The 25019-nt window shown below is 60.2% G+C and carries 20 protein-coding genes and 1 other RNA gene; 10 read left to right on the top strand and 11 right to left on the bottom strand.

Translation table 11 applies throughout. The features are described from left to right. Position 1: 1 nt before the first annotated feature. From G5287_RS02780 to G5287_RS02770, 3 genes are read right to left on the bottom strand one after another with little or no spacing between them, the layout of a single operon-like run. The gene (locus G5287_RS02780; protein WP_224969957.1) at positions 2-2107 is read right to left on the bottom strand and encodes an SLBB domain-containing protein; all 2106 of its coding nucleotides are present in this window, start codon (positions 2105-2107) and stop codon (positions 2-4) included. Between the two features lie 18 nt (positions 2108-2125). Continuing rightward, on the bottom strand, positions 2126-2542 hold the full coding sequence (locus G5287_RS02775; protein ID WP_019445317.1) for a hypothetical protein: 417 nt from the start codon (positions 2540-2542) through the stop codon (positions 2126-2128). Continuing rightward, positions 2539-2889 (bottom strand): STAS domain-containing protein, encoded by a 351-nt coding sequence (locus G5287_RS02770; protein WP_005333409.1) that lies wholly within the window; start codon positions 2887-2889, stop codon positions 2539-2541. Before G5287_RS02770 ends, G5287_RS02775 begins: the two co-directional genes overlap by 4 nt. Positions 2890-3227: 338 nt before the next feature. Between G5287_RS02770 and G5287_RS02765 the strand changes: the two genes are divergently transcribed. Further along, positions 3228-3719 carry a molybdopterin-dependent oxidoreductase gene (locus tag G5287_RS02765; RefSeq protein WP_005351410.1) on the top strand — a complete coding sequence of 164 codons (492 nt, stop codon included), beginning with the start codon at positions 3228-3230 and terminating at the stop codon, positions 3717-3719. A gap of 8 nt (positions 3720-3727) precedes the next feature. Further along, positions 3728-5554 carry an ATP-binding protein gene (locus tag G5287_RS02760; RefSeq protein WP_421230766.1) on the top strand — a complete coding sequence of 609 codons (1827 nt, stop codon included), beginning with the start codon at positions 3728-3730 and terminating at the stop codon, positions 5552-5554. A gap of 317 nt (positions 5555-5871) precedes the next feature. Here G5287_RS02760 and ffs read toward each other — a convergent pair. From ffs to G5287_RS02720, 8 genes are all read right to left on the bottom strand, one after another. Beyond that, positions 5872-5968, bottom strand: an RNA gene (gene ffs / locus G5287_RS02755) — signal recognition particle sRNA small type. Positions 5969-6070: 102 nt separating this feature from the next. Beyond that, positions 6071-6859 carry a sulfite exporter TauE/SafE family protein gene (locus G5287_RS02750; protein ID WP_202002487.1) on the bottom strand — a complete coding sequence of 263 codons (789 nt, stop codon included), beginning with the start codon at positions 6857-6859 and terminating at the stop codon, positions 6071-6073. Between the two features lie 105 nt (positions 6860-6964). Continuing rightward, a complete protein-coding gene (arcD, locus tag G5287_RS02745) occupies positions 6965-8401 on the bottom strand; it encodes an arginine-ornithine antiporter (RefSeq protein WP_005336921.1) in 1437 nt (478 codons plus the stop codon). 358 nt (positions 8402-8759) lie between these two features. Then, positions 8760-9539: an SDR family oxidoreductase gene (locus G5287_RS02740; protein ID WP_139429631.1), complete on the bottom strand. Its 780-nt coding sequence runs from the start codon at positions 9537-9539 to the stop codon at positions 8760-8762. Between the two features lie 52 nt (positions 9540-9591). Continuing rightward, entirely contained in the window at positions 9592-10494 is a 903-nt protein-coding gene (mmsB, locus tag G5287_RS02735) for a 3-hydroxyisobutyrate dehydrogenase (RefSeq protein WP_421230765.1), read from the bottom strand. Positions 10495-10545: 51 nt separating this feature from the next. After that, a complete protein-coding gene (locus G5287_RS02730; protein ID WP_421230764.1) occupies positions 10546-11658 on the bottom strand; it encodes an enoyl-CoA hydratase/isomerase family protein in 1113 nt (370 codons plus the stop codon). An 18-nt stretch (positions 11659-11676) separates the two neighbouring features. Beyond that, positions 11677-12459 (bottom strand): enoyl-CoA hydratase, encoded by a 783-nt coding sequence (locus G5287_RS02725; protein WP_421230763.1) that lies wholly within the window; start codon positions 12457-12459, stop codon positions 11677-11679. A gap of 140 nt (positions 12460-12599) precedes the next feature. Next, entirely contained in the window at positions 12600-13757 is a 1158-nt protein-coding gene (locus G5287_RS02720) for an acyl-CoA dehydrogenase family protein (RefSeq protein ID WP_421230762.1), read from the bottom strand. Between the two features lie 319 nt (positions 13758-14076). On the opposite strand from G5287_RS02720, the gene G5287_RS02715 reads away from it, so the two are divergent. The 8 genes from G5287_RS02715 to G5287_RS02680 are packed head-to-tail and all read left to right on the top strand — an operon-like array spanning position 14077 to position 24881. Next, a complete protein-coding gene (locus tag G5287_RS02715; protein ID WP_421230761.1) occupies positions 14077-15219 on the top strand; it encodes an isovaleryl-CoA dehydrogenase in 1143 nt (380 codons plus the stop codon). Beyond that, a complete protein-coding gene (locus G5287_RS02710; RefSeq protein ID WP_421230760.1) occupies positions 15216-16817 on the top strand; it encodes a carboxyl transferase domain-containing protein in 1602 nt (533 codons plus the stop codon). The genes G5287_RS02715 and G5287_RS02710 overlap by 4 nt, the downstream gene beginning before the upstream one ends. An 11-nt stretch (positions 16818-16828) precedes the next feature. Beyond that, positions 16829-17683, top strand: a complete 855-nt coding sequence (locus G5287_RS02705; protein WP_421230759.1) for an enoyl-CoA hydratase-related protein — start codon at positions 16829-16831, stop codon at positions 17681-17683. Then, positions 17680-19650 (top strand): acetyl/propionyl/methylcrotonyl-CoA carboxylase subunit alpha, encoded by a 1971-nt coding sequence (locus tag G5287_RS02700; protein WP_421230758.1) that lies wholly within the window; start codon positions 17680-17682, stop codon positions 19648-19650. The genes G5287_RS02705 and G5287_RS02700 overlap by 4 nt, the downstream gene beginning before the upstream one ends. Continuing rightward, positions 19647-20615 carry a hydroxymethylglutaryl-CoA lyase gene (locus G5287_RS02695; protein WP_421230757.1) on the top strand — a complete coding sequence of 323 codons (969 nt, stop codon included), beginning with the start codon at positions 19647-19649 and terminating at the stop codon, positions 20613-20615. The genes G5287_RS02700 and G5287_RS02695 overlap by 4 nt, the downstream gene beginning before the upstream one ends. A 2-nt stretch (positions 20616-20617) precedes the next feature. After that, the gene (locus G5287_RS02690) at positions 20618-21028 is read left to right on the top strand and encodes a MerR family transcriptional regulator (protein WP_005336945.1); all 411 of its coding nucleotides are present in this window, start codon (positions 20618-20620) and stop codon (positions 21026-21028) included. A gap of 36 nt (positions 21029-21064) precedes the next feature. After that, positions 21065-21826, top strand: a complete 762-nt coding sequence (locus tag G5287_RS02685) for a substrate-binding periplasmic protein (RefSeq protein ID WP_421230756.1) — start codon at positions 21065-21067, stop codon at positions 21824-21826. 52 nt (positions 21827-21878) lie between these two features. Further along, positions 21879-24881: a DUF748 domain-containing protein gene (locus G5287_RS02680; protein WP_421230755.1), complete on the top strand. Its 3003-nt coding sequence runs from the start codon at positions 21879-21881 to the stop codon at positions 24879-24881. Positions 24882-25019 lie beyond the last annotated feature (138 nt).

Genomic DNA, 25019 nt, shown 5'->3' with positions numbered 1-25019 from the left:
ATCAAAGCGTCCCGACCAGGGCCACCACCGAGATCGTGGTCAAAATGTCGCGCATGCCATCCATGAAGATGGCCCAGTTGCTGCTTTTGCTGTCAGGGATAAAGACGGTGTCCCCTGCGCGCAGCACCGGTAACTGGCTAAAGTCGGGCTCTTTGGCAAAGCCGTCGAGATCGAAGCTGCGGGCCTGATCCCCCTGACCACTGGTGGCCATGTTGATCACCACAATCTTCTTGATATAGGCGCTGCTGGTCGGGCCCCCTGCCTCGGCCAGCAGATCCAGCAGGGTCATGGAGGAGTCAAAGCGGTAGCGACCCGGGCGGGCTATCGCTCCCAGCACCCGAATGGTGTTCTCCTTGGGCTCATCGAGCCAGGGGCGATTCTTCTCCGGCAGGTAGATGGAGTCGCCGGGCAGCACCTTGGGCAGCAAGGTTTCATCGCCGGTTTCAAAGTAGAGAGCAAGGTCGAGCTTGCTGACCCGCGCCGTGCTGCCACTGCGATGGGCGATACGCACATTGCGCAGATCCGCCGCCGCAGTCGGACCATCGGCGGCCGACAGGATGTCGATAAAGCCCATCTGCTCATTGAAGGCATAGCGACCGGGCGCCCCGACCTGACCGAAGATATAGATGGAACTGTCCGGTGACTGGCGCACCCACTGGGACTTGTTATCACTGGGATCGGTGGGCAGCTCGGGGATCATGATGGTGAATCCGGCCCGGATCTTCGGCAGGCTGGCGAGCGCCCCGCCCTGATGGAGGAACTTGTCAAGATCAAACAGGGTTGGCGTGGCCTGCCCCCCTTCGGCGGTCAGGATCTGCACCTTGGCGATATCGGCCCGCTCGTTGGGGCCACCGGCGTGGGCGATCAGATCCAGCAGCGACATCTCATCAGACCATTCATAGCGGCCCGGGATCCGCACCGCCCCCATCACCATCACCGCCCGCCCGGGGGCCACTTTCAACCAGGACTTCTCGTTGATATCGGTCTTTTCCGGCACAAAGATGGCATCACCGGGTTTGACTTGCGGCAGCGCCTTTTGCATCCCTTCGGTATAGGCCTGCAAGTCGATGGGTTCGATCGTGCCATCGGTGCGCAGCAAACGGATCTGGCGACTCTCGGCATAGCGGGTCGGGCCGCCGGCATTGGCCAGAATATCGAGGAAGGAGTCCCCTTCCCGCCCCTCATAGGCACCGGGTTTGAACACCTCACCCATGATGTAGATGGTGCGTGCCCCCCGTTTTATCTGCTCTTCATCCTTGGGCACGAAGATGGTGGCGCCCGGCGCCAGATTGGGCAGCAGCTTGTTGTTGCCGGAGTCAAGATAGGCTTTGAGATCGAACAGTTCGGGGGCATCACCATTGATCACCCGGATCCGCTCCACCCCGGCAAAGCGTGTCACCCCACCGGCCCGCATCAGCAGATCCACAATGGAGTTGCCGCTCTTGAAACTGAAGGCGCCGGGGCTGTTGACCTCGCCAAATACCTTGATCGCCTTGCCGGTATCGCCATCCCCGCCTGCCGCCAGGGTTGCCGCATCAAAATCGATCTGCACGTTGCCGATCAGCGGAGAGGCGGGTACGAACACCACATCAAGGGATTGCAATGGCGGCAACACGCTGGCATCGCCGGTATCGAGATAACGCTTGTAGTCGAAGCTAGAGACCGTGCTGCCGCGCCGCACCTGCATATTGTTGAGCTGGGCACCGGGCACCAGACCACCAGCGGCATCGAGGGCCATCTGCACGTTGCCATCGGGCGCCAGATCATAACTGCCGGGTTTTTTGACATAGCCCATCACGCTGATCAGCAGCCGCTTCTCCAGCAAGGTGACGGTCAATTGAGAGAGGTTGTTGTAAACAGGTTTGAGGGCGGTGCGGATCAGCTCATCCGCCTGTTGCAGGGTCTTCCCCCCCACCACGACGTTGCCAACTTCAGGCAGTGCAATCTCCCCCTGCTTGTTGATCTGGAAAGGCTGATCAAAAGCAGGCTCACCGGGTTGCACTATGGCCAACCGATCACCGGGAGCCAACAAGGCGGAGGCCAGTAACGGGCAGGTGAACAACAGCAAGAGAACACAGATCAATCCTTCGAGAGCGCCCCGTTTCATAGACATCCTTTTCGTCTGTTACGTCTGCCCCCATTGGCGTAAGGGGAGCCCTGACCAATCAGCACGACAGCCATCCGCTGTTGTCTGTTGCAGCCGCAAACGTACTTGTTGTAGTGATTGTGCCAACACGGTCTGACGCCAGGCTACATCCGACCAGAGCCGTCCGTGCATATCCCGTTCGATATCAATACGTTGAGATTGTAGCCGTTTCAACTCGGCAGGCATACACCCCTGCAGACTCGCCTGCTTTAATTCCGTCAGCTGCAAGTCGAGTTCCTTCTGACGCTCATCATAACGAGACCAGACCCGCCGTTCATCCTCATTGACCGGAATACGGGTGGGTCTTGCCTCTGCCATGCCGCCATACCCCTGTGGCGGCCACTGCGCACAACCCGACAGCAGAATGGACGAGAGCAGGATACCAAAGCGTTTCATGATGCTGCGGCCATCATGCCACGGGAGCGCATATAGGCCTTGATGCTCTCATGGCAGGGGATCACCCGGTCGATATGCAGCATCTCCAGCAGGTCATGAGGTTGACCGGGTCCGCAGACAAGGGCCATCTGATGCCCGTTCATAATCAATCTTTTATAGAGAAATACCAAGGCTCCGATCCCCGACGAGTCGATAAAATGAACATCGCTGATATCGGCCAGGATATCTCCCGGGTGGGTCGAGAGGGTTTCAAACAACGGGCGGAGCTCACTGACGGCCATCGCGTCAAACTCGTTTTCCAGTACCACTACCTGGATATCATTAAGGGTGTAAGTCATGCTTTCCATCGCTAGCTCCTTGTCGATTCTCAGACTATTTGCTGTCACGGCATTCAGCACGCTGCAAATGTTATGCCGGGCAGTGCCACGGCACTTGTTCTCCAAATGATACTCTTTGCGCCTTATTCGCCGACACCCACTCCTCGTTTTGATTGCCAAATTGCAATTGACCTCCCCCGCACGTTGCAAACTGCAATTCACCTGGGTCGAGATCGCCCGATAACAGGCTAAATGACTGATAATTCAAGCCCATTAGACCGGGCCCGATTATTGCTTGCCTTTGCACACAGCTCACAAGCCACCGTTGGCTCGGCCCCCATGCCGCCATATTCCAGGAAGGAGAGATCATGAAAGCAGGCCTTTACATCGCACCACTGTTGGCAGCCCTTTGCGGCACCGCATACGCAGCCCCCTCCCCTGACAGCGCCGTGTTGAAGGTTGAAGGCGCCATCAGCAGCCCCACTCACCAGGCTCTGGCCCTGTGGGACAGCGCCATGCTGGATCAACTGCCGGTACACGAAATCAAAACCCATACCCCCTGGTATGACGAAGCCAAGACCTTTCGCGGCCCGCTGCTGCAAGATGTATTGGCCAAGGTCGGGGCAACCGGCAAACAGCTCACCATTACCGCGCTCAATGACTACTCGGTACAGGTGCCGACAAGCGATGCCGAGCAGTATCGGGTCATCCTCGCCCGCACGATCAATGGCAAGCCACTGTCGGTGCGTGACAAAGGGCCGCTGTTCCTTGTCTATCCGTTCGATCAATATCCCGAACTGCAAAACAAGCTCTATTACGGTCGGGCTATCTGGCAGATCAGCGCGATAAAAGTGGAGTAGATCCCATCATGCGTTCCATGGCGGCCAGTCAACGTTTCTTGTTTGTGGTGCTCTGCGTGCTGCTCCTTGCCTTTGCCGGTATTGGTACCATCCAGTACCGGCAATTTCAGGATCTGCAGCGCAGTACCAGCCAGGGCGAAGACAACGTGATGTGGAACTATTTCCAGCTCTATAATGAAGCGCTGCGTTTTCAAAGCTCGCTGCTCCATGAGTCGCAACCGACCTTCCAGCTCAGATACGATATTCTGGTCAGCCGCATGGATCTGGTGCTGGAGAGCAAGGATCGCAGCCTGCTTCAACAAACAGAGATCTACCAGCAGGCAAGCAAAGCCATTCGCTCCTACATCTCTCTGGCGGATATCTGGCTCGGCCCGGAAGCCACCAAGCCGCTGGACAATCTTGCCCATCAGGAGCTGCGCCAACAGCTTGCCTCCCTGCTCCCCCTGCTCCATCAGCTGACTCTGGAGGTGAACCAGCAGGCGACCCTGTTTGATGTGGCGCGTCGCGACAGCGTGAGGGAGCAGATCATCACGACGACACTCATCGCAACCCTGCAATTTGCGCTGCTCTTTGTGCTCGCCCTGCTGATCTGGCGGCAAATGAATATCTCGTTTCTGCAACACAAACTGATGCAGCAGCTCAATGACAAACTGCTGCGGGCAAATCAGGCGGCAGAGGCAGGCACAAGAGCCAAAAGCAGCTTTTTGGCCAACATGAGCCATGAAATTCGCACCCCCATGAATGGCATTCTCGGCATGCTCTCACTGCTGGCCGACCGGGATATGGATCCGAGGGAGCGAGACTATCTGGAGACGGCGCGGGAATCGGCAAACCATCTGCTCGGTCTGCTTAACGACATTCTGGATGTATCCAAGCTGGAAGAGGGCAAGATCGAGCTGCAACTGGCCCCCCATCACTTGCCTCAGCTGCTGGAGGATATCCGGGCCCTGATGCAGAGCAACTGCGATGCGAAAGGGATCAAGCTGACCCTGGCTGTTGCCCCCGATACGCCGGAGTGGTTGATGATCGACCCGCTGAGGGTGCGCCAAATTCTCTTCAACCTGGTGAGCAATGCCATCAAGTTCACCCATCAGGGGGAAGTAAAGATCCATGTTGATAGCACCCTGTTGGAGCAGGATCGCCACTCGATACGCATCTCGATCCAAGACACCGGGATCGGCATGAGCAAAAGTCAGCTAAAGAACCTGTTTCAACGTTTCGCCCAGGCGGATGTCTCGATCACCCGCCAATATGGCGGATCGGGCCTGGGACTTGAAATATCCCGTAACCTCGCACGCCTGATGGGCGGCGATATCTCGGTAGAGAGCAGCGAGGGACATGGCAGTACTTTTACCTACATCTGGCCCGCCAGAGCCACGACCCCCTCGATTGTTTGCCTGCAGTCCAAACCGCTGGATCAGGAGAGTTATCGCATCTTGCTGGTTGATGACAATGCCACCAACCGCAAGGTGATCGGCGCCATGCTCGACTCCGTGGGCCATCAGGTCACACTGGCCGTTCAGGGAGAAGAGGCGCTGGAGAAACTGGGTCACACCGAATTTGATCTGGTGTTGATGGATGTCCAGATGCCAGTGATGGATGGCCTGGTGGCCACCACCCGGATCCGCACCTCCCAGATGCCTTGGGCAGATATCCCCATCATCGCCCTGACGGCTGATGCGATGCCGGAATCCAAGCAATACTATCTTTCCCATGGCATGAATGGATATATCACCAAGCCCATCAATAAAGAGACGCTGCTAAGCGAGATAAACAGACATATTTCCCATGGTCGGCTCAAATACAACGCAGCCATGCGTGTCACCAAACAATAAAACCTTGGATTCCGGGCTACTGATTGCTCATGTGGGACAACATTGACCTCTGCAGGCAACTGAATGGGCTTGGGTCTGGAACGCGCACAGGCAAGCCGCTTCGCAACAGCTGCACGGGCCGTCAGCTTGTCTCGGGTATGCAGGGATTTTTTGATCTCTTTACGACGGCCACAGGGGAGCGTGGTGACTTTCCGGTAATACCGGATGCCGTGGGGACTGAGCCAGAGATTCATCGATGAGCTCCTCGTCGTCCACACAAAGTGGATGACCAAGGGCTTTAGGAAGCTAACTTATTGAATTGCAGAAACAAGTGGTGGCCCTACCAGCCACATCCCGGCACTCGAGTCCCCCGCCTTGGCTGCTACCTTCCGGTCCTGACCAGGTCGACGGGTTATCAATGCGAGAGGACCAATAGGACCACCGGCGAGGAGAATAGGCAAACTGGGCGTTCAATGCAACGGCTTTCTACCCTCCAACAGATCGTTTGCCTTATTTTTCAACAATCTGCCGAATGAATCAGCTAAACAGCATAAATTTCGCCCCCACCAGCAGCATCAGCAGAGCAAATGCCTGCTTGAGGCGTCTTGGTGACAATCGGTGTGCCAGCTTGGCACCAAGGCGGGCAAACTGGGTACTGGTCAGCACAATGCCCAGCAGGGCGGGCAGATAGATGTAGCCCACACTCCACTCGGGCAGATCGGCATGACCCCAACCCGCATAGAGGTAGCTGAGGCTCCCCGCCAGCGCGATGGGCATGCTGCAAGCTGCAGAGGCCGCTACCGCATTGCGCATTGGCACCGAGTTCCAGCTCAGGTAAGGGACGGTGAGCGAGCCACCGCCAATGCCAAACAGCGCTGACATCCAGCCAATGATGGTACCGGCGATGCCTGTGCCGAACGCTCCTGGCAGGTGTCTTTCCGCCTTGGGCTTGAGGTTAAGCCCCATCTGCAGCGCCATAGTCCAGGCGAAGCAGCCGATAATGATATTGAGGGTGCCGGTACTGAGCAGATTGGCCGTCATACCACCGAGCCAGGCACCAACCAACATACCAGCCCCCAATCTGCGGATCATCACCCAGTCGACGGCGCCCGCTTCCTGGTGCGCTCTAAGCGAGCTGAATCCGGTAAAGATCATGGTGGGAAGGGAAGTGCCCAGGGCCAAATGGGTAATGATTTCGGGTTCAAATCCCATCGCACGAAAACTGACCACCAGCACAGGAACAATGATCAATCCACCGCCAATCCCGAACAGCCCCGCCAGCATGCCGGCAAAGGCGCCCAGCAGGAGGTAACCCATAAACAGCATAAAAATTCCTGTGTTAAACAAAAACTGGCCAACACGGCCGGGCAACAGTGGATATCTGCATGAAAAAAAAGAGATGGCGCGAGGGCCATCTCTTCATTGTGCCGGTTAGTGCAGTGGAATGGTACCGTCCATCACCTTGTAGAAGGCCAGCACGGCACAGCCGAGCAGGGCCGCCGTCATCCCCTGCTCCAATCGGTTAAGGCCGCGCAGACCGTGATGCTGACGCGCCTTCCAGTAGATGAAGATGCCCGGACTATAGAGCAGCGCCACCAGCAACAGGTACTCCACACCGGCAGCGTAGACCAGCCAGCAGCCGTAAACGGTCGCCACCAGGGCCAGCAGCAGGTCACGCTTGCGCTGATGAGGTTGACCCTGATAGGTCTCCCCTTTCAATGCCAGCTTCAGGCCATAGGCACCGGAGAAAACGTAGGGCACCAGCGCCGCCGAGGTGGCGATGTTGACCAGCGCCAGATAGGTGCTGCTCTGGAAGTAGATGATGATCAGGAAGATCTGCACCAGACAGGTGGAGCACCAGAGGGACACCTGCGGCGAGCCGTTTTTGTTCTCCTTGGCAAACCAGCCCGGGAAGACGCCGGTCTTGCCTGCGATATAGGGCACTTCAGCGGCCAGCACGGTCCAGCTGAGCAGAGCACCCATTACCGACACCACCAGACCGATGTTGATAAGCCAGGCGCCCCAGGGGCCGACTACGGCTTCAAGGATCATGGCGGTCGAAGGGTTCTTGAGCGCCGCCAGTTGCGGCTGGCTCATGACACCCAGCGAGAACAGGGTCACCATCACGTAGAGCGTCAGGGCGCCGAGCAGCGCCAGCACGGTGGCACGGCCCACATCCTTGCGATGACGGGCACGGGCAGAGACTACCACGGCCCCTTCAATCCCGATAAAGACCCAGAGGGTCACCTTCATGGTGGACTTGACCTGATCCATCACGGAGCCCAGCTCCATGTTGTTCTGGCCCCAGATATCCAGAGTGAAGGTATCCATGTTGAAGGCCAGCAGGATCGCAACACAGAAGACGATGAGCGGCACCATCTTGGCGATGGTGGTGACGATATTCACCAGCGCAGCGACCTGCACCCCGCGCAGCACCAGCGCATGCACCGACCAGATCAGGATGGAGGCCAACGTGATGGCGACCGGCGTATTGCCGTCACCGAAGATGACGTTGTCCGGCGTATCGAAGAAGTAGCTCAGGGCGCTGAACACTACGATGGCGTAAGAGACGTTGGCCAGCAGTTGGCAGAGCCAGTAACCCCAGGCAGCGTTGAAACCGATGAAATCGCCGAAACCGGCTTTGGCATAGCTGAAGATACCGCCATCGAGATCGGGGCGGCGCATGGAGAGGTTCTGATAGACCAGCGCGAGACAGATCATGCCAAGACCGGTGATGGCCCAACCCAGGGCGACCGCCCCGGCACTGGCATGCGCAGCAATGTTTTGTGGCAGACTGAAGACCCCGGCGCCGACCATGGAGCCGATCACCAGCGAAATGAGGGCGCCCAGCCCTAGTTTCTTGTCCATTTCAATCCTGTTTATTTAGGCGGCGGCAGAGCGTCCGTATTCATACTGCGCGCAATATGGGAGGGGCTGGGAATCCTGACCCCGTGAAAAAGGCGGCAACTATATTGCATGACTATTCCGACCGCAATCCCTCGTCCCGTCAATCATGCACCGCCTTGACCGCGCGCAATTTTACAGCACTGACCCATATGGCCTGTGAGCTGGCTCAAATTAACCAAGACCCATTGATATTTCTCATTTTTCTGCCAACACAACCTGACTCGCATGGTTCCTATGCATCGCCATTCAGGCGCTCTCTGTATAAATAATCTGCATAAAAAAGCCCCGGTGGAAACACCGGGGCCCATTATGTAAATCCCTATAAACGCAAACCGCCATCCAGTTCTACCATCCGCCCCGACAGATAGTCGTTGGCAAAAATAAAGCTCACCGTCTCGGCCAGCTGTTGCGCCTCGCCAAGGGTGCCGACCGGAATGGCCTGCTGCATCCGCGCCATCGCCTCCGGCTTCATCGCCGCCGTCATGTCGGTGGCAAACACCCCAGGGGCAATTCCCATGACCCGAATGCCATGGCGAGCCAGCTCCCGCGCCCAGGTCACCACCAGCGAGGCAACTCCCGCCTTGCTGGCGGCATAGTTGCTCTGGCCGATGTTGCCGGCGCGAGCAATGGAGGAGATGTTGATGATGACGCCCCCCTGCCCCCCTTGCGCCATCAGCGCCGCCCCCTCGCGACCGCAGAGGAAGGTACCGGTGAGGTTGACGTCAATCACGCTCTGCCACTGGGCCAGCGTCATCTTCTCCACCAGCTCACCCTCTTTCACCTTGATCAGCATGCCATCGCGCAAAATGCCGGCGCAGTTGATAAGACCGTGCAGCACGCCAAAACGCTCCTTGATGCCAGCAAAAACCGACTCAACCTCGGCTTCGCTCGCCACATTGCAGACAAACAGCTCGCACTGGCTATCTTGATCGCACTGATCATTCTGACTGCGCACCAGGGCGGCGGTCGCTTCCAGATCGGCGCGATTGATGTCGAGCAGTGCCAGCGTCGCCCCCTGTGCGCCCAGGGCCAACGCAATGGCCCGTCCCAAGCCACGTCCGGCGCCGGTAATAACGATGACCTTATCTTTGATATCCATCAATGCTCCTTGTAGCTGGTCGAAGGGAGATGCCTTGAAGAGAGGTGGCCCGTCAGGCGGGACCCTGTTTATCCAGATAGAGTTCGACGATGCTGGAGAAATCGCGACTCCCCTGCCCCTGGGCGGCATGCAGGTTGAACAGGTTGCGGGCCAGCGCCCCCATGGGCACAGCGCTGTGCCCATGCTCGGCCAGCGCCATGGCCAATCCCAAATCTTTCACCATCAAACGGGTCATAAAGCCCCCCTGATAGTTGCGAGCGGCAGGGACATTCTCCATCACCCCGGGCCAGGGGTTGTAGCGCTCCAGACTCCAGTTGTTGCCGGAGCTCTTGCCCATGATGGTGGAGAGCACGGCGGGATCCAGTCCCTCCTTCACCCCGAGGGCCAGCGCCTCGGCAGTGCCCGCCATATGGATCGCAAGCAGCATGTTGTTGCACATCTTGGCGATCTGCCCGGCACCCAGCGTCCCGGCGTGAAACAGGTTCTGCCCCATGCAGGCGAGCAGAGGTTTCGCCGACTCGAAATCTGCCGCGTCGCCGCCAACGATAAAGGTGAGCGTCCCAGCGGCCGCACCGACGACACCGCCCGATACAGGGGCATCGATAAAGCGCAAACCACGGGCGCGGGCTGCCTCCCCGACCTGACGGGCAGAGTCGACATCGATAGTGGAGCAGTCGATCACCAGTGCACCAACCGGCAGGGCTGCCAGCAGATCCTGCCCCTCAGACAACCAAAGGTCGCGCACATGCTCCCCCGCAGGTAGCATGCTGATCACCACCTCGCAGCAGGTCACCGCCTCTCGGGCATCCCCCGCTGCGATACAGCCAGCGGCGATGGCGCGCTCAATGTTTTGAGCAACCAGATCAAACACCTGCACCGTGTGCCCGGCCCTGGCCAGATTGGCCGCCATGGGCCCGCCCATGTTGCCGAGCCCGATAAATCCTATCCTTGTCATCCCGCTTGCTCCTTGCGTTGCTGATGGCGGCGTCCGACGGTTGCCAACCTGTTATTCCTTGCAGGCCAACGGATTGCTCCCCTGCGGCCAGCGATAAAACTCATCCAGCCACTCCCCCTCCGGTGGTAGCTGCTGCCAGCGGGGACCTTTATCCTTGTCGATCAGCAGTGCTCGCACCCCTTCCACAAAATCGCCCTTGAGCACGCAGTTGACCGAGAGGGTCAGCTCCTCGGCAAGTACCTCGGCCAGGGAGTAGCGGCGAGCCTGCCAATATTGGCGCCACAAAATGGCACGGCTGATGGGGCTGCCGGTGCGGCAGAGCTGCTGCGCCTGCTGGAGTACCGCCTCCTGTTCATCGAACTGAGCCTCGAACAACCGCGCCAATACCCCTTGCAGCGTGCGCCCCGCCAGCAGGGCATCGATCCTCTGTTGATGGGGCAGCAGCACAGGCGCTGGCAAGCGGGCCGCCACCTCACTGTGCAATTCCCTGAGCAACAGATCGATCTGCTCACGGGGATCACCACTGCCAGTCCAGTCGAGCACGGCGAAGCGTGACAACAGCGCACTGCGCTCGCCACTGGCGATGGCGTGATCCGCCAGCCCAAGACCGATGGCATCACTCCCGTTGAAGCGGGCGCCAGTCAGACCGAGCCAGAGCCCCAGCCGCCCCGGCAGCCGGCTTAAAAACCAGCTCGCTCCCACGTCGGGGTAGAGGCCAATGGTCACCTCCGGCATGGCAAACAGGCTTCTTTCGGTGACAACCCGAAAATCGGCTCCGGCAAACAGGCCAATGCCGCCCCCCATGCAGATACCGTCCGCCACGCAGATCAGGGGCTTGCGGTAAGAGTGGATGTGGTGGTCGAGCCGGTACTCCTGCTCGAAAAAGTCGCGGGCATATTCGAACAGTTCCGATCCGCTTGCCTCCTGCTTGCGGTAATAGAAGGAGCGGATATCGCCACCGGCACAAAATGCCTTCTCACCCATCCCCTGCAGCAGTACACAGACGATGGCGGGATCCTGCTCCCAACCGGTCAGCGTCTGTTGCAGGATGTGGATCATCGGCAGGCTCAATGCGTTGAGAGACGCAGGGCTGTCGAGGGTCAACACCCCGATCTGATGGCCATCTTCGGTGGGATAACAGCTAACCTTGACCGGCTCACTCATAAACGGCTCCGTATGGATTTACTCTGTTGGGCCATATTGCCAGCGCGGTAAGCGTTTCTCCAGGAAGGCGGCCACCCCTTCACGCTGGTTGGCATCGCTAAAGAGATCGAGAAACAGCGACCGCTCAAGGGGCAAGGCTGCATCCCGCGGGCCACTGCGGCCCTGATTGATCAGGGTTTTGCAGGCGCGCAGGGCGCTCGGGCTCTGGCGCTCCACCAGATGGGCCATCTGGTGCGCGGCCTCCCACGCCTGACCGGTTTTCACCACCTCCTCCACCAGCCCCATCTCGTAGGCCAGCGAGGCACTCACCTTCTCACCGCAGAGGATCATCCGCTTGGCCCAGCCCGGCCCCACCAGCTCGGTCAAACGCTGGGTGCCACCAGCACAGGGAAGCAAGCCCACCGAAGCTTCCGGCAGTCCCAGCAACGCCTGCTGCTCGGCGATGCGGATATCACAAGCCAGCGCCACTTCCAGGCCACCGCCCATGGCATAACCATTGATGGCGGCGATACTGACGCCGTGAAAACGGGCCAGCGCCTCGAAGGCCTTGCCAAAGGCCTCGGCTACTTCGCGGGCCAGCTCGACATTCCCTTCGACAAACATATTGAGGTCGGCACCGGCGCAGAAAAATTTGTCGCCAGCCCCGCGGATCACCAGCGCCACCACATCGGGACGACTGTCGAGCTCCACCATCATCTGCAAAAAGGCCTGCAGGCTGGCGAGAGTCCAGGTGTTGGCAGGGGGATGGTCGAGGGTGATATAGGCCACGTGGCCATGATATTCGAGTCTGAACCTTGTCATAACATTGTCCTTGTCGATGAAGCTGCCGCCATGATGACAGGCTTGAATGACACCAACCTGTGGCTGGCTCACAAAGCCGAAACCGGCATGGCATGGTGCAAATCGGGTGGCAGGCAACACACCCTTGATGCGACCACCGGTTAGCCCAGCGACAAGCCGGGATCGGCCAGCAGGCGGCGCGCGATGATGAGTCGCATCACCTCGTTGGTGCCCTCCAGAATGCGGTGTACCCGGGTATCGCGCAGATAGCGCTCGAGCGGATACTCGCGGATATAACCATAGCCGCCAAAGAGTTGCAGAGCCTCATCACAGATTCGATAACCCACATCGGTGGCAAACCGTTTGGCCATGGCACACCAGGCACTCTTGTCGGGTGCCCCGCGATCCAGCTTGTCGGCGGCCTGACGTACCAGCAAGCGGGCGGCAGCCAGCTCGGTCGCCATATCGGCCAGGCGAAACTGCACGCTCTGGAATTCACTGATCGGGTGACCAAATTGCTGGCGCTGCTGCACATAGGCCAGCGCATCGTCCAGCGCCTGCTGGGCGGTGCCCACCGAACAGGTGGCAATATTGATGCGACCACCATCGAGGGCCTGCATGGCGAACTTGAACCCTTCCCCCTCTTCGCCCAACCGATAGCAGGCAGGAATGCGAACCCCATTAAAGACAACCTCCCGGGTCGGCTGGCTGTTCCAGCCCATCTTCTCTTCTGCCTTGCCATAGCTCACGCCGGGGGCATTAGCCGGCACCATAAAGGCAGAGATCCCCTTCGCACCTTCACCACCGGTGCGCGTCATCACCACCAGCACATCGCTGCTCCCCGCTCCCGAGATAAAGATCTTGGTTCCTTCGATGAGGTAGCTGTCACCCTCGCGCACCGCCCGGGTCTTGAGTGCCGCCGCATCGGAACCCGCCCCCGGCTCGGTGAGGCAATAGGATCCCAGCAGCTCGCCGCTGGCCAGTTTGGGCACCCACTCCTTGGCAACCTCGGTGGGCAACCAGTTACCCAGCATCCAGCTCACCATGTTGTGGATGGTCAGATACGCAGTGGTCGAGGTACAGCCCATGGCGAGGCGTTCGAAGATGAGGCTCGCATCGAGGCGCGGCAGCCCCAATCCGCCAAACTGCTCCGGGGTATAGAGACCGCAAAAACCTAGCCCGGCCGCCTGCTTGATGGTCGGGATCGGAAACTCATGATCCTTGTCCCAGCGCGCGGCATGGGGTGTGAGCGCCTCATCGGCAAAGGCGGCGGCCGCCTCCACATACGCCTGTTGATCATCTGTCAGGGTAAAATCCATCTCGTCTTTCTCTCCCTTGTTGCCCCGCGCTTTCTTCCCCGCGCTTATTTTCCTGAGTTAGCACTTTATGACGCGGCGCCCACACACTGCGTCAGTCGGATCTGCCACTATGGCGCTGTTGTCGTGGTAGCTGATGACGCACTCACTACCACGGCTTTATCGACACACAACAGATTAACAATTGATTTACGTTTACGCTAACGTAAACTTGTGGCAGAAGTGAAGTACAAAATGGACCGACCACTGCCAGCCGTAACGCCGAGTCAGCCGGTCGACCCAACCTTCCTACCCGACTGTCATATCCGCAAGGAGAGCATGGATGCAGATGGATGAGACCCTGAATGCCCTGACCGAACAGGTTGCGGCCTTCTGCCAGAAAGTGATCGCCCCGCGCGCCAGCGAGATCGATCAGAGCAACGCCTTTCCCCGTGATCTCTGGCCCCGGATGGGTGAGCTGGGGCTGCACGGCATCACGGTGGCGGAGGAGTATGACGGGGTGAACCTCGGCTATCTGGCCCACGTGCTGGTGATGGAACAGGTGAGTCGCGCCAGCGCCTCGGTCGGCCTCTCCTACGGCGCCCACTCCAATCTCTGCATCAACCAGATCCACCGCCACGGCACGGCAGAACAGAAAGCGCGCTACCTGCCGCCGCTGGTGAGCGGCGAGCATGTGGGGGCGCTGGCCATGAGCGAGCCGGGAGCCGGCTCCGATGTGGTCAGCATGCGCCTCACCGCGGAGCGCGAGGGCGATCACTTCGTGCTGAACGGCAACAAGATGTGGATCACCAACGGTCCGGATGCCGACACCTTCGTCATTTATGCCAAGACGGATGCCAGTGCGGGCCCCAAAGGGATTTCCGCTTTTATCGTCGAGACGGGCACTCCCGGTTTTTCTACCGCCCAGAAGCTCGACAAGTTGGGGATGCGCGGCTCCAGCACTTGCGAGCTGGTGTTCGACAACTGCCGAGTGCCGCAGGAAAACCTGCTAGGCCCCCTGCACGGCGGGGTCAAGGTGCTGATGAGCGGGCTTGATTACGAGCGGTTGGTGCTGGCGGCGGGCCCCCTTGGCATCATGCAGGCCTGCATGGACGTGGTGCTGCCCTATGTGCGTGAGCGCAAGCAGTTTGGCCAGGCCATCGGCGAGTTCCAGCTGGTGCAGGGCAAGCTCGCCGACATGTATACCCGCCTCGCTAGCAGCCGGGCGCTGGTCTACTCGGTGGCGAACGCCTGCGATCAGGGCCGCACCAGCCGTAAAGATTGCGCCGCCGCCATCCTGTTTGCCGCCGAAAATGCCACCCAGATGGCGCTCGATGCCATCCAGCTGCTCGGCGGCAACGGCTACATCAACGAATACCCTACCGGCCGCCTGCTGCGGGACGCCAAACTCTACGAGATAGGCGCCGGCACCTCTGAGATCCGCCGCTGGCTCATCGGCCGCGAGCTGATGGGGGATAACGCATGAGCAGGCTCCACTCCCGTCTCGACACGGCGAGCCCGGAATATACGGCCAATCGGGCTGCAATGCAGGGGCTGGTCGACGATCTCCATGCCCGCATTGCCGAGATCGCGCTAGGGGGCGGCGCGGCCAACAACGCCCGCCATCAGGCCCGCGGCAAGTTGCTGCCCCGCGAGCGCATCAATCAGCTGCTGGACCCGGGCTCCCCGTTTCTCGAGCTCTCGGCGCTGGCTGGCTGGCAGGTCTATGACGAGCCGGTGCCCGCCGCCGGCATCATCACCGGCATCGGCCGGGTCTCGGGCAGGCTCTGCATGCTGGTGGTGAACGATGCCACCGTGAAAGGCGGCACCTACTACCCGCTCACGGTGAAAAAGCACCTGCGCGCCCAGGCCATCGCCGAGCGGCTGCGCCTCCCCTGCCTCTATCTTGTGGATTCCGGCGGCGCCTTTCTGCCGATGCAGGATGAGGTGTTCCCCGACCGGGATCACTTTGGCCGCATCTTCTACAACCAGGCCCGCATGTCGGCCCAGAACATTCCCCAGCTGGCAGTGGTGATGGGACTCTGCACCGCTGGCGGCGCCTACGTGCCCGCCATGGCTGATGAATCCATCATGGTCAGGGAGCAAGCCACCATCTTTCTGGCGGGTCCGCCGCTGGTCAAGGCCGCCACCGGCGAGGAGATCAGCGCCGAGGCCCTGGGCGGCGCCGAAGTGCACTGTGCCCACTCCGGCGTTGCTGATCATATGGCCCGTGACGATGCCCATGCGCTGGCCATCGCCCGCACGCTGGTGACTCATCTGGGTAACGAGCCGATAGAGAGCAGCCCCGGCTACGAGCCCCCCAGCTACCCGATCGAGGAGCTCTACGGTCTGGTGGGCACCAGTCTCAAACGCCCTTACGACGCCCGCGAACTGATTGCACGATTGGTGGATGGCTCTGACTTTGACGAATTCAAGGCGCTGTTCGGCACTACACTGGTGACCGGCTTTGCCCGTATTTGCGGCATGGAAGTGGGGATCCTCGCCAACAACGGCGTGCTGCACAGCGACAGCGCCCAGAAAGGCGCCCACTTTATCCAGCTCTGTAATCGCCGCGCCATCCCGCTACTCTTTTTGCAGAACATCACCGGCTTTATGGTGGGGAGTAGTGCAGAAAAGGAGGGGATCGCCAAGCACGGCGCCAAGCTGGTGACCGCAGTGGCCTGCAGCCGGGTGCCAAAGATCACCCTGATCGTCGGCGGCAGCTTTGGTGCCGGCAACTACGGCATGTGTGGCCGTGCCTATGAACCCGATTTTCTCTTTAGCTGGCCCAACAGCCGCATCTCTGTCATGGGAGGCGAACAAGCTGCCGGAGTGCTGGTGCAGGTGCGTCGGGACAAGCTGACTGCCGAGGGCAAAGATTTGAGTGAGCAGGAGGCGGCCGCCATCCGCGCGCCCGTGATCGAACAGTATGAGCGCCAGGGTCACCCCTACTACGCCAGCGCCCGCCTCTGGGATGATGGCGTCATCGACCCGGCCCAGAGCCGCACCGTGCTGGCACTGGCGCTCGCCGCATGTCAGGGTGCCCGCATTGAACCCGAGCAGTACGGCATCTTTCGGATGTAAGGAGCAAACCCATGTCAGACCCACTTACTTCCTCAGCACTTGGCTCTTCAACACAGGGCCCATTTCGGCTGGAGCGGCATGGCCCGCTGGCCGAGCTGGTGCTGTCGCGCCCGGCCCGTCACAACGCCTTTGATGCCGACCTGATGCTGGGGCTGCTCGACTGCCTCGATGACCTGGCCCATCTCCATGGTCATGATCTTGCCGAACGTCCTCACGCCCTGCTGCTACGTGCCGAGGGAAAACACTTTTGCGCAGGCGCCGACCTCAATTGGATGCGTAATCTGGCCCACGCCGATTTCGAGCACAATCGCGAAGACGCCCGGGTACTGGCCCGGCTGATGCAGACCCTCGACGAGCTCCCCTTCCCCACGGTAGCTCTGGTGCAGGGGGCCGCCTATGGCGGGGCGCTCGGCCTCATCTGCGCCTGCGATCTGGTGCTGGCCAGCGATGATGCGCGCTTCTGCCTCTCAGAGGTGAGCCTAGGTCTGGTGCCTGCGGTGATCAGCCCCTACGTGGTGCGCACCATGGGAATGCGTCAGGCGCGCCGCTACATGCTCAGTGCCGAGCCGTTCGATGCCATCACCGCCTGTCGGCTCAATGTGGCACATCAACTCTGCAAGCCGGATCAACTGCTGGTGGAGGGGCGGGCGCAGGCCCTTCGTCTGTGCCGCAACGGGCCGGAGGCGATGAAAGAGACCAAACGGCTGCTGGCGGCCATAGAGGCCCATCCCTCCCGCCTTCATGAAGAGAGAACCGTCGAGACCATCGCCCGGGTTCGGGTGGGGCTCGAAGCCCAGGAGGGGATGCAGGCCTTCTTCGACAAACGTCCTCCCGCCTGGCGTCCCCGTTTCAAGGATGAGACATGACCCACCACACTCAGATTAAACGCCTGCTGATCGCCAATCGCGGCGAAATCGCCGTGCGCATCATCAAGACGGCGAAACGCCTAGGCATCCACACTATCGCCCTCTACTCCGATGCCGACGCCCACGCCATGCACACCCGTCTGGCCGATGAGGCCTGGCATCTGGGGCCCGCACCGGCCAGAGAGAGCTATCTGGACACCGGCAAGGTGCTGAAGGTTGCCAAAAAGGCGCGCGCCGATGCCATCCATCCCGGTTACGGCTTTCTGTCGGAAAACAGCGATTTTGCCACCGCCTGCGAACAGCGCGGCCTGCGCTTTGTCGGCCCAAGCGGCGCCGCCATTCTCGCTATGGGCGATAAATCGGGCGCCAAGGCGCTGATGCAGGCTGCCGGTGTACCTGTGCTGCCCGGCTATCACGGAACAGATCAGCGGCCGGACTTTTTACGCGATCAGGCGAGCCAGATTGGCTTCCCGCTTCTTATCAAGGCCGCCAGCGGCGGCGGTGGCAAGGGGATGCGCCGGGTCGATCAGCTGGCCGACTTTGACGAGTCGCTGGCGGCAGTCAAACGGGAAGCCAACGCTGCCTTTGGTGACGATCTGGTGCTGCTGGAGCGCTATCTGCCCAAGGCTCGCCACGTGGAGGTGCAGGTCTTTGCCGATAGCCTCGGCAACGCCATCTATCTGGGGGACAGGGACTGCTCCTTGCAGCGACGCCATCAGAAGGTGATCGAAGAGGCGCCCGCCCCCGATATCCCTCCGGCTCTGCGCCGCGCCATGGGGGATGCGGCCGTGGCCGCAGCCAAGGCCATCCACTATCAGGGGGCTGGCACCATCGAGTTCCTGCTCTGCAAGGATGAGTTCTTCTTTATGGAGATGAACACCCGGCTGCAGGTGGAGCATCCGGTCACCGAAGCCGTAACCGGGCAGGATCTGGTGGCCTGGCAGCTGGCCGTGGCCGAAGGCAAGCCACTGCCACTCTCCCAAGAACAAGTTGTGCTACGCGGCCATGCGGTGGAGGCGCGCCTCTACGCCGAGGATGTGGCGGCCGGTTTTCTGCCTGCCAGCGGGCCTATCCACTGGCTCCACTGGCCGGATGGCGTGCGCATCGACACCGGCGTTACCGCTGGCGATGAGGTGAGCCCCTATTACGATCCCATGATCGCCAAGCTGATCGCCCACGGCCAGAGCCGCACCGAGGCGTTCGCCAAACTGGCAGATGCGCTGGCGGCACTGGATCTCAGGCCGCTGGTCCACAACGGCCAGCTGCTGCTGCGCCTGTGTGAAGAGCCCGACGTACTGGCCATAGGCCACCATACCCAGTGGCCCATTCCCACCACAGCACAGCCCATTCCTGAGCTCGCCTGGCCGCTGGCCGCCCTCTGGCTGGCGAGCCGCCCTGTGGGCACCTCCCCCTGGCAGCAAGCCTGTGGATTTCGGCTGGGGCCGGATCGCTGCTGGACGGCGGCGGTACGGATCGGTGATGAGCGCCGGGTATTGACCCTTAACGATCATGACGGCCAGTTTGAGTGGCAAGGGGAGACCCGTTGCTACCAGAGAGGTGACGATCATATCCGGCTACAACAGGGTGGCTGCTGGCAGCAGATCCCCATTCAGACGGTCGCAGGCTCGGAGGCAACCTTCATCATGATCCTGGGGGGCCAGCGCATCCGTTTCACTGCTGATGATCAGCAGCACAGCCACCACCATGATCAGGCAAACGAGAAGGCACAAGGCGCCATCGCCCCCATGCACGGCATCGTGGTGGCCGTAATGGTCGAACCCGGCCAAACGGTCAGCAAGGGGCAACCCCTGCTGGTGCTGGAGGCGATGAAGATGGAACACCAACTGCGTGCAGAGCGGGACGGGGTAATTGAAGCCCTGCAGTGCAAACAGGGCGAGCAGGTAAGCCAGGGAACTGTGCTGGTGCGCTTTGCCGAAGAGATAGCTTCACAGGAGGATCACCCATGAACCGATCACAGGACGTCCGTGACGACAGGGTCAGTCTGGTGGAGATGGGGCCGCGAGATGGCCTGCAAAATGAAGCTGCGCCCCTCTCCCTGGTACAGCGGCTGGAGCTGATCCAGCGCCTTACCGACAGCGGCCTGCAACGCATCGAGGTGGGTGCCTTTGTCTCTGCCAAAAAAGTGCCGCAGATGGCGGACTCCGCAGCGCTGTTCGAGGCACTGCCGCGCAAGGGCTCAACCCGTTACAGCGCCCTGGTGCCCAATCTGCAAGGCTTGCAGGCAGCCATTGCCGCTCGCGCCGACGAGATTGGCCTCTTCACCGCCTGCTCCGATGGCTTTACCCGGGCCAATATCGGCATCAGCGTGGAGGAGTCGCTGGTGCGCTTCGCCCCGCTGGTGCAGGAAGCTCGACGCCTCGGCATCAAGGTGCGCGGCTACCTCTCCACCGTCATCGCCTGCCCGTTCGATGGCCCGACCCGCCCGAAACGGGTCGCCGCCATGGCCGAACAGTTGCTGGATCTCGGCTGCCACGAAATTTCGCTGGGGGACACCATCGGCGTCGGCACTCCGGGCACGGTGGCGCCCATGCTGGATGCGGTGCTGCACGAGATCCCGGCGGGGCGGCTCGCGGTCCATTTTCACGACACCTACGGTCAAGGCTTGGCCAACCTGCTACCCGCGCTGGAGCGTGGCATTCGCACCATCGACTGCTCGGTGGCGGGGCTTGGCGGCTGCCCCTATGCGCCGGGCGCCTCCGGCAATGTAGCGTCAGAAGAGGTGGTCTACCTGCTGCACGGCCTTGGCATGACGACCGGGGTGGATCTCGACAAACTGGCGGCCACCGGCCAGTGGGTGAGCGAGCAGCTCGGCCGCGCCAACGGCTCGCGGGTCGGTCAGGCCTTGCACGCCAATGCCGAACGGCTGCGTGCCCGCCTCTGCCAGCCACACGCCCAGCAACAGGAGTCATGACCATGTCCCGTTCCCTGCCCGGCAAGGAGATCACCTACAGCATTTCGGAGCTGGCCCACGAATTCGATGTCACGCCGCGCACCATCCGCTACTACGAGGATGAGGGGCTGCTCACCCCGCTGCGGGAGGGGCAAACCCGCATCTACAGCCATCGGGACAAGATCCGGCTCAAATTGACCCTGCGCGGCAAACGGCTGGGGTTTAGCCTGGCCGAGATCCGCGAGCTGTTCGATATGTACGACACCGACAAATCGAGCAAAACCCAGCTCCACTCCATGATCCAGCTGATCGAGGCAAAACGCGGCGCCCTGCGCCAGCAACTGGAGGATATCCAGATGGTGATGGCCGAGCTGGAAGCCGCCGAACAGCGCTGTGTTAATTCCCTTAACAGCTTGAAAACTGGCGCAGATTAACCGAATCTGGGAGCAAGCTATTGCCCTGGGGATCCCATGAGATATTGGTGCTGGTTTTTGCTCTTGTTCAGCCTCTCTGGCTGGAGCCATCCCCTCATCAAGGTTGGTGGATACCCCTATGCCCCCTTTGTGGTCAAACTCCCCGATTCCAGCTATGAAGGGCTAACGCTGGACCTCATCGCCAAGCTAAACGAGATCCAGCAAGAGGTAAGATTCGTGTTTGTTCCCACATCGGCCGCCAACCGTTACAAGGCGCTCGATCTGGGCCGTTTCTCGCTGATGCTGTTTGAAGACACCAAGTGGGGCTGGGACACAGATAAATTCAAGATAACAGCCCCCTTTCTCGGTGGTGGTGAGGTCTATGTGGCCCTGAACAAAACGGGCCGAGATCAGCGCTTTTTCGATGACCCCTCTCGGCATCATCTTATCGGGGTGACCGGCTACCACTACGGCGTCGGCCAGTTCAATGCTGATCCCCTCTACCTGCAGCGCAAGCTCAATATCACCTTGGTCAAGGACAACATCAGCGCCCTGCAAGCGCTGCTCAAAGGACGTGGCGAGGTAGCCATTCTCAACGTCTCATACCTTAACCAGTATCTGCTGGCCCATCCCGACACCGCCGACCAGCTGCTGATCTCGCAAAAATGGGATCAACAGTATCAACACCGCGCCATCCTTCACCCTGCGGCCCCCATTACCCCTGCCCAGCTGGAACAGTGGTTGGCAGCGCTGCAACAAAAGGGTGAACTGGATCGCCTTTGGACAAAGTACGGCGTACAACAGCACGCAACCCCATGATTACTATCCAGCTTTTCTGTACCATGGCGGGAACCAAATGGGAGTGCACCAAATGAACACCACTGAGCCCGCGTCCCCCAAGCTCCGCTTGCTGCGCTACCTTGCCTACGCTTTTCTGCTGCTTCTTATCCTGATCACCCTGCTGCTGTGGCAAACCCCCCGTCTGGTCCAGCGCTATCTGCCCGGCTGGCTGGCCGAACACTATGGCCTGCAACTGACGCTGGGGGAGATTGACGTAGGGCTGCGCAACCCATCTCTCACCCTCGGCGCGACCGCCCTGCTCGATGCCAAACAGCAGCCCATCATCCGTTTTGAGCAGCTCTTTATCACCCCCGACCTGCAAGCCAGCTGGCAGCAAAAAGGGGTCGTGCTTTCCGCCGTCACCCTGACCAAACCCGTGGTGCTGCTGCAACGGCTGGCAGACAAAAAGGGGGATGTTCGACTCAATCTGACCGATGCGCTGGCGACCCTGCTCGCCCCTGCGCCCGCCCCCGAGCCCGAAACAGCCAGCGCCCCGCTATTGGTCGATATTGCCAGTGTCAATGTCACTGACGGCCATGTGCGCTATCAGGATCAACGCAAGGAAAGCGAACCTGGCTGGTTGCCGCCCCTCAATCTGGAAAAAGTGACCCTCAAGCTCGATAACCTGCGCACCGAGGCAAATCACCCGACCGCCTATCAGCTGAACGCCGCCATCAACGGCAAAAGCAGTCTCTCCGCTCACGGCAAACTCGATGTGATGAGCGGCATGGGTCAGGGCAAGGTGAGCCTCAAACAGGTCGAGCTGAAACCCTTCGCCCCGCTCTGGGCACCCTATCTCAAGCTGGATCTGGCCAAGGGCCACGCCAATGCAGAGGTGGAGTACCAGCTTAAAGAGAGCAAGCAAGGGGTACTGTGGCAATTGTCCAAAGGCAAGCTGACCCTGGACAACTGGCAGCTTAAAAAACACAAGGGCGACGAATTTGCCCGCTTCGGCCAGTTGGCCCTTAGCGATCTGGCTGTCGATGGCCAGAAACAGTCGCTCCAGATCGGCAAGGTGACCCTGCAACAGCCCCTGCTCAAGGCCACCCTCAACCCACAGCAGGAACTGGATCTGGCTGACTTGCTGATTGAACAGGCCCCCGCCAAGCCCGTCAAAGAAGCCAACGCCGCAAACGAGGTGGCCAACAATGCGGCGCCCAAGTCGGCACAACAAGCAAAGACAGCCGGTAACGGCAAGAAACAAGGGGCAGACAAACCCTGGCAGTGGCAGATCAAGCAGATCACCATCGACAAGGGCGATCTCACTCTCACCGAATCGAGCAGCGGCAAACCGCAGGCACGCCAGCTCTCCGGTCTCAAGCTGGCGTTGGGGCCACTGGGCAGCAAGGGGGAGCAACCGAGCAAACTGACTCTGGCCACCCAGTTCAACCAGAGCAGCCCCCTCGCCTTTGATGGCCAACTGACCCTGACTCCTTTCACCTTAAGCGGCGACATCAACCAGCAGGGGCTACCCCTGACGCTGGCACAGCCCTATCTGGCCGATCTGGTACGCATCAAGGTGCAAAACGGGCTGCTGAGCAGCAAGACCCGCCTTGATCTCGCCACCACCGCCCAGGGAGATCTCAGCAAGCTGACCCTGCAGGGGGGGCTCGATGTCAACGGGCTCAAGGTGGTCGATCGGGCAGACAATCAGCGGCTGCTGGAGTTCAACACCCTGGCTCTCACCGGTCTGACGTACGACGGCATCAGCCAGCAGATGCGGATCAAGGACATTGCCCTGAACAAGCCCTTCGCCCGCATCGAGATCAACGAAGATGGCACCACCAACCTGCAACAACTGCTGCTGCCGCAGCCGGCGGCAGCCAAAAGTACTCAAGCGGCGGCAGGCAGCAAGGCTCCCGACTTTCGTTTCACCATTGATCAGCTGCGCACCGAGCAGGGCAACCTGCGCTTTGCCGACCGCAGTCTGAGTCAGGATTTTGTGGCCGATATCGCCTCGCTGGGCGGCCAAAGTCGCCATATCAGCAATATTCCGGGGCAACGCTCCGATCTCGCCTTCAACGGCAAGGTGGATCGCTATGCACCGGTGACCATTCGCGGCGGTACCAACCTGCTGGTGGCCAACCCGATCCTCGACATCGCGGTCGCTTTCCACAATCTGGAGCTCACCACCTTTACCCCCTATTCGGGCACCTATGCCGGTTATGCCATCGACAAGGGGCAGCTCTCCATGAAACTGCACTACAAACTGGAGGGCAACCGGCTGGAGGGGGATAACGACATCACCATCAAGAAGCTGCAACTGGGCGAGAAGATCAAGAGCGATCAGGCCAAGGATCTGCCGCTGGGGCTGGCCATCGCCCTGCTGAGCGATGCCAACGGGGTGATACAGATGAACCTCAAGGTGAAGGGGGATCTCGATCAACCGGACTTCAGCATCGGCAATATCTTCTGGGATGTGCTGGGCAACACCCTGAGCAAGGCGATCACCTCCCCCTTCTCCCTGCTCGCCTCGCTGGCCGATGGCACCGAAGATCTCGACGAACTTCCCTTCCTGCCGGGGGATCCCGATCTCACCCCCACCCAGCAGGAGAAACTGGTCAAGCTGGCGCAGGCCCTCAAGGATAGACCCAAGCTCAGCATGAACATTCGCGGCAAGGTCAACTTCAACGAGGAGCGCCCCATCCTGCAACGGCAAAAGCTGGAACGGGTACTGGCCAAGCTCACCGGCAATCAGGCGGATCTCGACCTGCTGGAACAGGACCCCGCCCTGCAAGAGGCGCTGGCCCAGGCCTATGAAGAGCGCTTTGGCGAAGATCTGGAAGATCTGGCGGACCGCCTCCATCTGGATGAAGAGAGCACGGCACTGCGAGCCCAGGCGGTGATCCTGCTGCGGGATCAGCAGCTCATCACCGCCAAATCCCTGCGCAATCTCGCCATGCGCCGGGCGCAAAACACCAAGGAGTTTCTGGTCGACAGCCAGGGGATCGCCCCGGAGCGGCTGTTCGTGCTCGACAGCCAGGTCAAGGAAGAGGACAAGGAAGCCAAAGTGATCCTGACACTGGATCAGTGACGCCGCCGCACTTCGTAAAAAGCGTAATAAAAATACAACCCCTCAACTATTTTGACACCTTTTGCTCACCAAACAGCCTGCCTTGGTGAGCATTTGGCCTCTGATGCAAATAATCACGTAGTTTTTTTACGATTTATC

The sequence above is a fragment of the Aeromonas sp. 603079 genome (assembly GCF_049172135.1).
In the GTDB taxonomy this organism is placed as follows: domain Bacteria; phylum Pseudomonadota; class Gammaproteobacteria; order Enterobacterales; family Aeromonadaceae; genus Aeromonas; species Aeromonas veronii.
This window is presented reverse-complemented; position numbering and strand designations above follow the sequence as displayed.

What these genes read in the sequence shown, in the direction of transcription:
- G5287_RS02760 (WP_421230766.1), top strand. Translation starts at nt 3,728, where the DNA reads ATGCGTTCCATGGCGGCCAGTCAACGTTTCTTGTTTGTGGTGCTCTGC.
- mmsB (WP_421230765.1), bottom strand. Translation starts at nt 10,494, where the DNA reads ATGACAAGGATAGGATTTATCGGGCTCGGCAACATGGGCGGGCCCATG.
- G5287_RS02720 (WP_421230762.1), bottom strand. Translation starts at nt 13,757, where the DNA reads ATGGATTTTACCCTGACAGATGATCAACAGGCGTATGTGGAGGCGGCC.
- G5287_RS02680 (WP_421230755.1), top strand. Translation starts at nt 21,879, where the DNA reads ATGAACACCACTGAGCCCGCGTCCCCCAAGCTCCGCTTGCTGCGCTAC.
- G5287_RS02730 (WP_421230764.1), bottom strand. Translation starts at nt 11,658, where the DNA reads ATGAGTGAGCCGGTCAAGGTTAGCTGTTATCCCACCGAAGATGGCCAT.
- G5287_RS02775 (WP_019445317.1), bottom strand. Translation starts at nt 2,542, where the DNA reads ATGAAACGCTTTGGTATCCTGCTCTCGTCCATTCTGCTGTCGGGTTGT.
- G5287_RS02715 (WP_421230761.1), top strand. Translation starts at nt 14,077, where the DNA reads ATGCAGATGGATGAGACCCTGAATGCCCTGACCGAACAGGTTGCGGCC.
- G5287_RS02725 (WP_421230763.1), bottom strand. Translation starts at nt 12,459, where the DNA reads ATGACAAGGTTCAGACTCGAATATCATGGCCACGTGGCCTATATCACC.
- G5287_RS02690 (WP_005336945.1), top strand. Translation starts at nt 20,618, where the DNA reads ATGTCCCGTTCCCTGCCCGGCAAGGAGATCACCTACAGCATTTCGGAG.
- G5287_RS02765 (WP_005351410.1), top strand. Translation starts at nt 3,228, where the DNA reads ATGAAAGCAGGCCTTTACATCGCACCACTGTTGGCAGCCCTTTGCGGC.
- G5287_RS02750 (WP_202002487.1), bottom strand. Translation starts at nt 6,859, where the DNA reads ATGCTGTTTATGGGTTACCTCCTGCTGGGCGCCTTTGCCGGCATGCTG.
- G5287_RS02770 (WP_005333409.1), bottom strand. Translation starts at nt 2,889, where the DNA reads ATGGAAAGCATGACTTACACCCTTAATGATATCCAGGTAGTGGTACTG.
- G5287_RS02700 (WP_421230758.1), top strand. Translation starts at nt 17,680, where the DNA reads ATGACCCACCACACTCAGATTAAACGCCTGCTGATCGCCAATCGCGGC.
- G5287_RS02740 (WP_139429631.1), bottom strand. Translation starts at nt 9,539, where the DNA reads ATGGATATCAAAGATAAGGTCATCGTTATTACCGGCGCCGGACGTGGC.
- G5287_RS02705 (WP_421230759.1), top strand. Translation starts at nt 16,829, where the DNA reads ATGTCAGACCCACTTACTTCCTCAGCACTTGGCTCTTCAACACAGGGC.
- arcD (WP_005336921.1), bottom strand. Translation starts at nt 8,401, where the DNA reads ATGGACAAGAAACTAGGGCTGGGCGCCCTCATTTCGCTGGTGATCGGC.
- G5287_RS02780 (WP_224969957.1), bottom strand. Translation starts at nt 2,107, where the DNA reads ATGAAACGGGGCGCTCTCGAAGGATTGATCTGTGTTCTCTTGCTGTTG.
- G5287_RS02695 (WP_421230757.1), top strand. Translation starts at nt 19,647, where the DNA reads ATGAACCGATCACAGGACGTCCGTGACGACAGGGTCAGTCTGGTGGAG.
- G5287_RS02710 (WP_421230760.1), top strand. Translation starts at nt 15,216, where the DNA reads ATGAGCAGGCTCCACTCCCGTCTCGACACGGCGAGCCCGGAATATACG.
- G5287_RS02685 (WP_421230756.1), top strand. Translation starts at nt 21,065, where the DNA reads ATGAGATATTGGTGCTGGTTTTTGCTCTTGTTCAGCCTCTCTGGCTGG.